The sequence below is a fragment of the Helicobacter sp. CLO-3 genome (assembly GCF_001854545.1).
GTDB lineage: Bacteria > Campylobacterota > Campylobacteria > Campylobacterales > Helicobacteraceae > Helicobacter_B.
Genome location: NZ_MLQN01000026.1, coordinates 26,848 through 36,511, shown reverse-complemented (window position 1 = coordinate 36,511; position 9,664 = coordinate 26,848). Strand labels below are relative to the sequence as shown.

General features: G+C 46.2%; 7 protein-coding genes and 1 tRNA gene. 4 read left to right on the top strand and 4 right to left on the bottom strand.

The window, feature by feature from the left end; translation table 11 throughout:
- Nucleotides 1-342: 342 nt before the first annotated feature.
- On the bottom strand, nt 343-2,379 hold the full coding sequence (locus BKN38_RS07545; RefSeq protein ID WP_066457063.1) for a Na/Pi cotransporter family protein: 2,037 nt from the start codon (nt 2,377-2,379) through the stop codon (nt 343-345).
- Nucleotides 2,380-2,765: 386 nt separating this feature from the next.
- Here BKN38_RS07545 and BKN38_RS07540 point away from each other — a divergent pair.
- A tRNA-Met gene (locus BKN38_RS07540) sits at nt 2,766-2,843 on the top strand.
- Nucleotides 2,844-2,903: 60 nt separating this feature from the next.
- On the opposite strand, the gene BKN38_RS11995 is transcribed toward BKN38_RS07540, so the two are convergent.
- Entirely contained in the window at nt 2,904-3,032 is a 129-nt protein-coding gene (locus BKN38_RS11995) for a hypothetical protein (RefSeq protein WP_256325567.1), read from the bottom strand.
- A gap of 75 nt (nt 3,033-3,107) precedes the next feature.
- Here BKN38_RS11995 and BKN38_RS07535 point away from each other — a divergent pair, with 75 nt between their 5' ends.
- Complete coding sequence (locus BKN38_RS07535) at nt 3,108-4,484, top strand: methyl-accepting chemotaxis protein (RefSeq protein WP_066457061.1); 1,377 nt, start codon at nt 3,108-3,110, stop codon at nt 4,482-4,484.
- Nucleotides 4,485-5,058: 574 nt separating this feature from the next.
- Here the strand turns inward: BKN38_RS07535 and BKN38_RS07530 are convergent.
- Both BKN38_RS07530 and BKN38_RS10690 read right to left on the bottom strand, forming a co-directional pair.
- On the bottom strand, nt 5,059-6,927 hold the full coding sequence (locus tag BKN38_RS07530; protein WP_066457058.1) for a hydrogenase small subunit: 1,869 nt from the start codon (nt 6,925-6,927) through the stop codon (nt 5,059-5,061).
- Between the two features lie 100 nt (nt 6,928-7,027).
- Nucleotides 7,028-7,384: a hypothetical protein gene (locus BKN38_RS10690; RefSeq protein ID WP_143000244.1), complete on the bottom strand. Its 357-nt coding sequence runs from the start codon at nt 7,382-7,384 to the stop codon at nt 7,028-7,030.
- On the opposite strand from BKN38_RS10690, the gene BKN38_RS07520 reads away from it, so the two are divergent.
- Both BKN38_RS07520 and BKN38_RS07515 read left to right on the top strand, forming a co-directional pair.
- The gene (locus BKN38_RS07520) at nt 7,324-8,997 is read left to right on the top strand and encodes an AAA family ATPase (RefSeq protein ID WP_066457056.1); all 1,674 of its coding nucleotides are present in this window, start codon (nt 7,324-7,326) and stop codon (nt 8,995-8,997) included. The two genes, BKN38_RS10690 and BKN38_RS07520, sit on opposite strands and share 61 nt — an antisense overlap.
- Nucleotides 8,998-9,001: 4 nt before the next feature.
- Nucleotides 9,002-9,640 carry a hypothetical protein gene (locus BKN38_RS07515; RefSeq protein ID WP_143000243.1) on the top strand — a complete coding sequence of 213 codons (639 nt, stop codon included), beginning with the start codon at nt 9,002-9,004 and terminating at the stop codon, nt 9,638-9,640.
- Nucleotides 9,641-9,664: the final 24 nt, after the last annotated feature.

The following is a 9,664-nucleotide window of genomic DNA, read 5'->3' as shown; positions in this document are numbered from 1 at the left end:
CCAAAGAATGGATGAGAGTAGCTAGGATGACACCTTTTGGAAGTGAGATATATGGCAACTATATAAAAGAAGCTATCAAAACAACAATATCTTTGTCTTTGCAAAAATATATGCCGTTGGTTTATGGAGTGTTGCAATATGTGAAGCGCCAGATAAAATCTAAATCATAGCAAAACACAAAAAGTAAAGACGCAAAGATGTAAAAGACAAGGTGTAAAGGCCAAGATATAAAGGCTAAATTGCAAAAGCGAGAGGGTGCAAAGTGCTATAAACCAAAGCCATCCTTAAAATCTTGATACCACATAAATGCCAGAGCCAAAGCTAATGCCTGGCTAGATGCGCTTAAATGCTTTTATTTCCGCTGATGCCATAGATGTGGTTTATCGCGCTTATGAGCTCTTTGGCGATGGTATTGACAAATGAGAAGTCGTTTAGCAATGAGGTGGAGTTGGCGGAGCTGATTTTGTTTTGCGCGATTAGCGTTTCTGCCATGGTGATGGCGTATTTGTCTTGCTGTTTGAAAAATTTGCGCTCGGCTTTTAGCATTTTTTTGATGTCTTTTAGCGTGATTTTTTCTTGGCTTATGGTGCTGGATTTGCGGGATTTGCCAGAATCTTTGCCAGCGTCCTTGCTAGAATCCGCGTCAGAATCTTTTGCAAAATCCTTACTAGAATCCGCTTCCAAATCTTTAGCGTTTTTATTCGCATTTTTGCCAGATTTTGCCTTGCCAGAATCTGCTTTTTTAGAGTTTTTGCCACTAGCCCCGCTCGCGCTTTCAGTTTTTTTGCCAGCCTTGCCACTAGCTTTTTTGTCGGTTTTCTTATCAGCCTTTTTATCGCTCATCTCCACTTCTAGCGACGCGGGGCTTATCTGCTCGATGAGTGCCAGCAGGTTTGCAAGCCCTAGTCGCATATTGTTGTATTCGCTTTTTAGCGCTTGATTGTTGCTTTTGGTGTATTTTTTGATATTGTCTTGCAGCAGCTCGATATTTTTGGTCGCTTCTGCGATTTTGCGCGAGGCGATTTGTAGTGACATGATGCGCTGCACATCCTTTGGCTGCGTGACGCAGGCTTGCAGTTTGGTCGAAAAGTCGATTATCACATTAAACAGCGATTTGACATCATTATTATACAGCTCGCGCACAGCGATATCTTTTTCGAGCAGTTCGTAGTTTTGCAGCAGCGGCTTGAGATCGCCATGCTCGCGTATATCGTGGCGGTGAAATCCGATAGTGTGCGCGATGATAGCAAAGGCGTTTTGATACAGATGCCACACCTCTTTGCCAAGTGCGTGTATCGCGGTGTCGGTGTAGGGCAGTAGAGAGTCATTGATAAACATCGGCGCGCTCTCATTTTTGATACGACTATCAAAGATTTTATCCAGCGTCTGCGCGATGAAAGGTATCGCAAAAGACAGCAGCGCCACGCCAAATACATTAAAAATCGTGTGAAAAAGCGCGAGTCGCAAGCTAGAGCTAGCGCCTATGCCTATGAGTGCGGCTAGCGTGTCATTTGCCAGCACGAAATAATCAAAAAAAATCATCACAAGTGCTACGACTACGAAGTTAAACACACAATTTGCAAGGGCTAGCTTTCTACCCTGCGCGTTGGTGCTAAGTGAGGCTACAAGCGCGGTCACCACGCCCCCAGCGCTCGTGCCTAGCACGCATGCAAGCGCGTTTTTATAGCTTATCTGCCCTGCCAAAAACGCCGCGATGATGATAGCAAGCGTGGCATGCGAGCTTTGAATAATAGCCGTGACAAGCGCGCCTACAAGCATAAATCCAAGCGCGCCAAAATCGTATTGTGATAAATCAAGCACGGATGAGAATCCCTCAAAGCCCTCTTTGATATAAAACACGCCCAAAAAGAAAAATCCAAGCCCGCTTAGCACCTGCCCGATGCCTTTATATGCGGCTTTGTTTTGGAAGTTGAAAAGCAGCCCGCCTACAATCAGCGGCAGCGCAAACACAGAGATATTGATAGAGCTAGCGCCAGCGATGAGCCATGAGCCAGCGGTGTTGCCAAGATTTGCGCCAAACATCACGCCGATGCCTTGTGGAAGCGAGATGAGCGAGACGCTGACAAACGAGATACAAAGCACAGACACAAGGCTAGAAGACTGCATAAGCGTGGTGATAACCGCGCCAAATGTGATGCTGCGCGGGGTGGTTTTGGTGAATTTCAGCAGCACTTTTTCCAAAAATCCGCCAGAAAACGAGCGGAATCCATTGCTCAAAAATATCATACCAAAGAGCAAAATCGCCACGCCAGCGCAGAGTTTGGCGACTTGCGGGCTGGTGGAGAGCCCATAGATGACAAGCAGTATGCAGAGGCTAAAAATGTTTTGGCGGAAAAATTCTTGTATCCGAAAAATCATGCCTGCTCCTTAGCGGTTTGCTTTTGATAATTATTTGGCGTTTGGCGCGTGTTTGGCGTTTTAGCATCTGGTGCGTATTTTGTGCGCGTTTGGTATTTTGACATTTGGCGCGCGCTAGATTCTGCCTTTTAGATTCTGTCTCTCTGTCTCAATGGATGATTTGGCCTCAATGACAATTTGACCTCAATGATGATTTGCAATAATGCGCGTATTGATGAGCGCGCAATAATGTAATAATATGTTTATAAAAAGTAGATTCTAGCAAAACAAGACTTCAAATCAGATTTCACAAGGCAGAATCTAAACGCAAAAAGTCAAAAAGTAATGCTAGCGGATTTTGCGCTGCTTGACTTTTAAGCGCTTTTGGCGTATAATCACGCCCTTGTGTCAGGGTAGCTCAGCTGGTTTAGAGCGCTGGTCTCATAAGCCGGAGGTCGGGAGTTCAAGTCTCCCCCTTGACACCATTCTTAGATTGCCCTCCTTTAGCTTATTTTTACTTGCTTCGCTTTGAGATTTTTTGCCTCCTAGATTACTTTTTGCCAGCATTTCACATCGCACATACTTTTGTCACACATACTTTCACCGCGCATACTTTTGCCACGCACATTTTCGCCACCTTTACTTTCTGCCCCATTTTCCAAATCTTTTGCCACTTTTATCCATTTTGTCGCACCCATTATTTATATTTTTGTTACAATACATCTCAATCTTTTTCAAAAGGCTTCCTGATGCGCAAATGGTTGGATATAGTGGCTATTGCTGTGAGTGCGCTTGGTGCGGTGCTTGGCGGGGCGTTTGGCTCTATCATTTTGGCGGTGGGCGCGCTTGTGATAGTGGCGGCGCTTCTTTGCGCTAGGGCGTATATGGCGCGGCGCGATGCGTATCTGCTAGATTCTCTCCTGCGTGTTAGCAGGGAATACGCCAATGGCCGGTTTGAAGATCGCATCACGCGCATCAAAGGCGGCACGCCTTTGGCTGAAATTTGCGAAAATCTAAACAACTTCATCGATCATCTAGAGGCGTTTTTGCGCGAGGTGCATACCGCGATAGAGTGCTCCAAGCACAACTGCTACTATCGCCGCGCGCTAAAAGGCGGCTTGGAAGGGACATTTGCCAGCAACATAGATAGCATAAATAGCGCGCTAGATGAGATCGAAAAAAGTGCGAAAGAAAGCATCACCAACGCGCTTTCAAAAAGCCTCATGAACCTAAACCTAAACCGCCAAACCCAGAATCTAAACGAAATCGCCAATGGACTCAACCAAGACATATCGTTTATGAAAAAAGTGGATTCTAGCATACAAGAGATACGCGCCTCATCGACGGAGAGCAAATCAGACATCACCACGCTAACCCAATCCATAAACAACCTCCTAGCCCTCATCGAAGCCAACAACCAATCCATCGACAGCTTCGCAGAAAAATCCAAAGACATCGGAAATGTCGTAAATATCATAAGCGACATTGCAGACCAGACAAATTTGCTAGCACTAAATGCTGCTATCGAAGCCGCGCGGGCGGGCGAGCATGGGCGAGGGTTTGCTGTCGTGGCGGATGAAGTGCGAAAGCTTGCTGAAAAAACGCAGCAAGCCACCAACCAAATCTCTGTATCTATGCAAACCATGCAGCAAGAAATGGGAAGCATACAAGATAGCAGCGAAAAAGTCACGCAAATCGCGCAAGACTCGGAATCTAAAATCACCGCGTTTAGAGAGGTGTTTGGCAAAGTCGATGATAATAGCACGCTTTTGGATGAGATATTTGCCGAGCTTTCAGAGGGGCTGATACTTTCAGTCGCAAAGCTCGATCACATATCGTTTAAATCGCGTGTGTATGAGAGCCTAAACACGCAAGAGCCTATGGACCTAGACACCGCACAGCCCATCTCTAGGCTCGTGGATGATGCAAGCATCGCCGATACGCTGCATAAGCATATCTCACAGCGCGACTTGCAAGAAGCGCAAGAGCACATCCTAGAATCTAGCAAGGGCGCGCTTAGCAATATCGCACAGCCCATCACGCAAGAGACTTCAGAGTGCATCATAAATCATATAAAAGACTTAGAAGATGCGTCCGCCTCGCTGCTACAAAGGCTTGAGAAGTAGTTTGGAGCGGCTCAAAAGAGATATTTTTGGCTTTATTGGCTTTTGCTGACTTTGGAGTTTAACTAGCTGGACTTGGCTGGCTTTTGGCAAACTGGCTTTTTGATAGAGCGGCTTCTGATAGGCTGGCTTTTGGCAAACTGGCTTTCAATAGATTGGCTTTGATAGGCTGGCTTTTGGCAGAATCTAAAAAATAGAAAAATAAAATATCGCCATCATAAACCTTGCGCGCAAAACTAGAATATAATCTACAAAATCCCAAAATCTAGAAATAAAGCGCAGAATCCAAATAAAATCCAAGCAGAATCTAAATAGCACAAAAACAAAAGGCGCCTAGATTCTAGTTAGCACTTTTTGGATTCTGCTTTGCGTGCTCGCACTTAAACCAAACCAAACTAACCAAAACCATATTCTAATTGGCGTTTTAGATTCTGCATGCTAGCTATTTTATAAACCAAGCCGCGCTTATAGACTATAAGCCATAGACTATAAATTTGCGCTACCAATCTCTATATCCGCAAAGCTTGCCTCCAAGTTTTGCTCAAAGCCCTACTTGAAGCCTTATTCAAAGCCTTATTTATGCGCTTACAAAGATGCGTGCTTTTACTTCGTCATTTACGCGCGCGATGCCTTGCCCTTTTAGCACGCCGCGCAAAAAGACTTCGCTTTTCGCTAGCTCGCCTTGTAGCACGATAGCGCAGTCAGCGGCGTTTTTGGCAAGATATTCGCCAATCGCCTCGCCCAAATCATACACCACGCTAAAGCACACGCCATACGCATCAAGCCCGCCCACGCGGTATGCTAGCATATTGCTTAGCGCTTTGGTGGTGTCTAGCGTGATGGTTTGCGCGCTTTGCTTTAGCTTAAATCCTAGCGGGCTTTGGTGTGGGTAGGCAAACTCATTTGCGCGCGCTATCATTTTTGGCGCTAGCTTTTGCATGGCTTCTAGAGTTGTCGCGCCGGTGGCTTTGTCCGCGCCGGCGACTTCAGAAGTGCCTTCTAGCAGCGCATACCAGCAGCCCAAAAACGCATAAATATCGCTTGACTGCACGCTTTCGCTATCTAGGCTACCAATAGATTCTAGCGCGGATTTTAGCTCTTTGGCGTAGTTTTCATAGAGGCGCTTTGTCTGCTTGCTTTTGGATTCTAGTGCGTCCAAAACTGCGCGCGGGTTTATCTCAAGTGGCGCTAAGCTAAGTTTTTCTACTGCGCTAGAATCCACAGAATCCGCATTTGCATCAGAATCCGCCCCGCTAGAATCCACACTAGATTCTGCGCCTGCGATATACACCGCCGCATCTTTTCCCATGCTTAAATCTATAAGCGCATATTTGCTAGATTTCTCCTGTGCGAGATTTGCTAGACTCGCTTCATCTAGCCTCATATCTAGCCTTGTTAGAGTGCTCACATCAAGCATTTTTAAAAAGCGATTATTAAATGTCGTGAAATTCTCATTCCCAAGCGGCTTTTCTATCAAGCCAAAATTATCCCAAAAGTTTGGCTCGCTACAGCCTATGCACCCATGCCCTGCTTGCACTGGCCAGCTTGTTTTTGCGTTGAATTTCACTTTGGGGCAGTTGTTGAAAGTATAGGGTCCCTTGCAGCCGACTTTGTAGAGGCAATACCCCTCCGCCATATTTGGATCATCAAAAGACTGCGCAAAATCGCCCGATAGAAAAAAGTTGCGCCGCTCGCACAAATCATGCACGCTTTTGGCATACGCCCATAGCGGACGCCCGAGCTCATCAAGCGCTGGCGCCTCGCCTAGCAGATAAAAATACATTAGATTCCCGATGATATTCCTATCGCTTGGCGGACAGCCCGGGATGTGGATGATCTCTTTGTCAAACACCTCTTTTAGCCCAAAGCCATTGGTGGGGTTTGGGTGCGCGGTTTGTATCCCACCATAGCTAGAGCATGTGCCTACTGCAAACACCGCTTGTGCGTGCTCGATGAGATGTGAGACTTCTTTATACCCGCTTTTGCCACCAAGGGTTATGTATTCTTCCTGCTCGCCCATCGACACGCTGCCCTCCACGAGCAAGACAAACTTCTCGCTGCCTATGGTTTCAAGGATCTTCTCCGCGCCATACCCGCTAGCCATAAGCACCAAATCATGATAATGTATCCTAAACATCTCTAGCATCAATACATCAAAGCTAGGCTGATCTGTGCGCAAAAGGCTCTCACTACAGCCGGTGCATTCTTGCAAGTGCAGCCACACGACTTTCAAATCGCCCATATATTCTAGTATCTCCACGCACATATCAAGCAGCTTGGCAGGCACGCCTATCATGGAGAGATTTTTGGCTATCCAATCGCGCGAGGCTTCGTCATTTAGGCTGGTGCGCTTTGGCGTGGAGCGCAGGGATTCTAGGCGCAGATTTAGCTTGTCTTCTAGGGTTAGGATGGGCGCTGCGGCGGTGTTTGTGGCGTTTGCTAGCATGGTTGCTCCTTTGTCTTATTCTGCGTAAATCTAATTTCGTAGTATATCCTAAGTTTGATTAGAGAGTAAGAATGAAGCGCGCGATTATGCTATATTTGTCTCAAAAAGATACCAAAATGGAAAAATCGATAGATTTTGGGGTTTGTAAATTTGTCGTGATTTGTTTGGTGATTTGCTTGTGTTTTTGGCTCGCGTTTTGGCTTGCGCTTTTGACTCGCGTTTTTGGATTTTGCCAGAATCTAAAAAGTGCAAAAAGGACATAATTATGTCTGATTTGCAAGATATAATCGCGATTTGATGATGCCAAAATGCCAAAATACAAAGGACGCAAAATGCCAAAAGAAGCACAAACGCTAGAATCTAAATCAGAATCTAATAATGCGGATTCTGCGCCCGATGTGGATTCTGCACGAGAATCTAAAACAGCCGCCGCCCAAGCTGCCGCGCAAAATTCCACGCAAGCCACCCCAACCACCCAAGCAACCGCCAAAACCCAAAATCCCGCCCAAAGCCCACAAACAAAAAATCATCGCGCTAAAAAAGCCGCTAAACGCAGGGCTCATCAGAAAAGAAGAAGCTATAAACATCGCACTTTTAGCGATGCTAGCCGGACGCTCGGTGTTTTTCTATGGACCTCCGGGCACAGGCAAAAGTCTCATCGCGCGCAGGATTTCGCATGCTTTTAGTGAGCATCGATTTTTTGACTATCTTATGCATCGTTTTAGCACGCCAGAGGAGGTGTTTGGTCCATTTATGCTAAGCAAGCTGCGCGAGGATAGGCTCGTGCGCAACATCGAGTATTTTTTGCCAAATGCCAATTTCGCCTTTCTTGATGAGATTTGGAAAAGCTCTAGCGCGATTTTAAACACGCTTTTGACACTTATCAATGAGCGCAGATTCCAAAATGGCGAAGCCTCCATAAAAGTCCCACTCATCGGGCTCATAGCCGCTAGCAATGAATTTCCAGAAGTAGATTCTGGGCTAGAGGCGCTGTATGATAGGTTTTTGCTGCGCGTGGTGGTGGATAGGGTCAGCGCCAAAAGCGATTTTCAAAAGCTTTTGCTTTCATCAAGCGCGCAGGAGAATCCAGACATCGCGCCCGCGCAGTGCTTTAGCCTAGATGAGCTAGCAGATATCAAGCAAAAAGCGCAGAGCGTGGAGATCCCGCCACATATCCTAGAGATACTTTTGGCGCTAAATGCCAATATCAAAGCCCACAATGACGCAGAATCCAAAGCGCTAGATTCCAGTCATGAAGCGGAGGCAAATATCATTGATATCAGCGATAGGCGCTGGATTGCTTGCATGGAGCTTTTGCGCGTGAGTGCGGTGTGTAATGGCAGAAGTGCGCTTGATGAGACGGATATTTTGCTGCTAAATTATTGCCTATGGGGCACGCTGGAGCATAGAGAGATTTTGCGCGCAATGATTGCCAAAGTGATTTTGGATAGTATCGCAGATGCCGCGCTTCTCGCTGCTTCAGATGATCTGGCGCCAAGCGATGCGCGCATACAAAACCTAGTCAAAACCAAAAACCTAAGCAACATCACAATAAGCTGGAGCATAAAGCGCATAAAAGGCAAAGACTACATACATATCGACGCGCAAAACGACAAAAACCGCGAGCAATATCTAGTCGAGATAGGCGAGCTTTTGCGCATAGAGCCAGAGGGCAGAATCTATAGCATCGACAAAAAAGGCGAGGTGTTTTTGAGCAAAAAAATCCACTACAAATACGACAAATCCTTTGATGTATGCCATATCTTAGAGGCCGATGGCAGCGGCGTTTTCCGCCTAGAATCCATAGAAGGCATAGAAGAGCTGCTAGAAAATCACAGGCAAACCAAAGCCGCGCGCGTAGAATCCATAAAGCAAGCCATCGCTAGAAAAATCCCAATATCAGCCACAAATTCAGCCTCAAGCTCGAACTCAACCACAAACCCAGCCTCAAGCTCAACTTCAAACTCAAGTTCGGGCGATAGCGCAAATGTGTTTATCCACAAAAGCGAGATACGAAGGCTCATCGGCAAAAGTGCGCAAAAAATGATAGATAGACTCGCAGGTGCGTGAAATCATGAAATTATCACTTATCAAAACGGATGAAAACGAATATCGCATGGTTTTGGATTCTGCGATGTTGGATGCTGTGGTGCCAGATGTTGCAATGTCGGATTCTGTGGCGTTGGATTCTATAACTTCTTTGGATTCTGCACCAGAATCTAGCGCACCAGATTCTAGCTTGCTGGATTCTGGCGTGGTGCTTTTTTCTTATATTTTTCTAAGCGAATACGAGCAAAAAGCTTTCATGGAAAAGGCAGAATCCATCCTAAAAAATGGTGATATAAAAGGCAAAAAACTAGCGCAAATCACCTCTGACATCAAAGCCAAGCGGCTGCAAATCATAGAGCAGTATCTGCCGCTAGCCAAGCAGAAAATCCGCGAGTGCAACAACGCTATCGCGATTTTTCTAGCCGATGATGCGCCAGTGCCTATCAATCGCAAAATAAAAATGCTGCTAAACCAGCTCGCCGATTTGCGCGAAGATATCATGATGAAGTGGGAGCGGCTGCTGCGAGAGTTTATGCGAGAGTGCGGATGTGGGATGCCGCTGCCAAATGCTTGCAATAAGGGGCAAGGCGGGCTAGATTCTGGCGCGCAGAATCTTGATATGCAAAATCTTGGCGCGCAGAATCCGCAAAATCTGGATAGGTAGAATCTCAGCACAAAACAAAAAGCG

What these genes read in the sequence shown, in the direction of transcription:
- BKN38_RS07545 (WP_066457063.1), bottom strand. Translation starts at nt 2,379, where the DNA reads ATGATTTTTCGGATACAAGAATTTTTCCGCCAAAACATTTTTAGCCTC.
- BKN38_RS07535 (WP_066457061.1), top strand. Translation starts at nt 3,108, where the DNA reads ATGCGCAAATGGTTGGATATAGTGGCTATTGCTGTGAGTGCGCTTGGT.
- BKN38_RS07530 (WP_066457058.1), bottom strand. Translation starts at nt 6,927, where the DNA reads ATGCTAGCAAACGCCACAAACACCGCCGCAGCGCCCATCCTAACCCTA.
- BKN38_RS07520 (WP_066457056.1), top strand. Translation starts at nt 7,324, where the DNA reads ATGTGGATTCTGCACGAGAATCTAAAACAGCCGCCGCCCAAGCTGCCG.
- BKN38_RS07515 (WP_143000243.1), top strand. Translation starts at nt 9,002, where the DNA reads ATGAAATTATCACTTATCAAAACGGATGAAAACGAATATCGCATGGTT.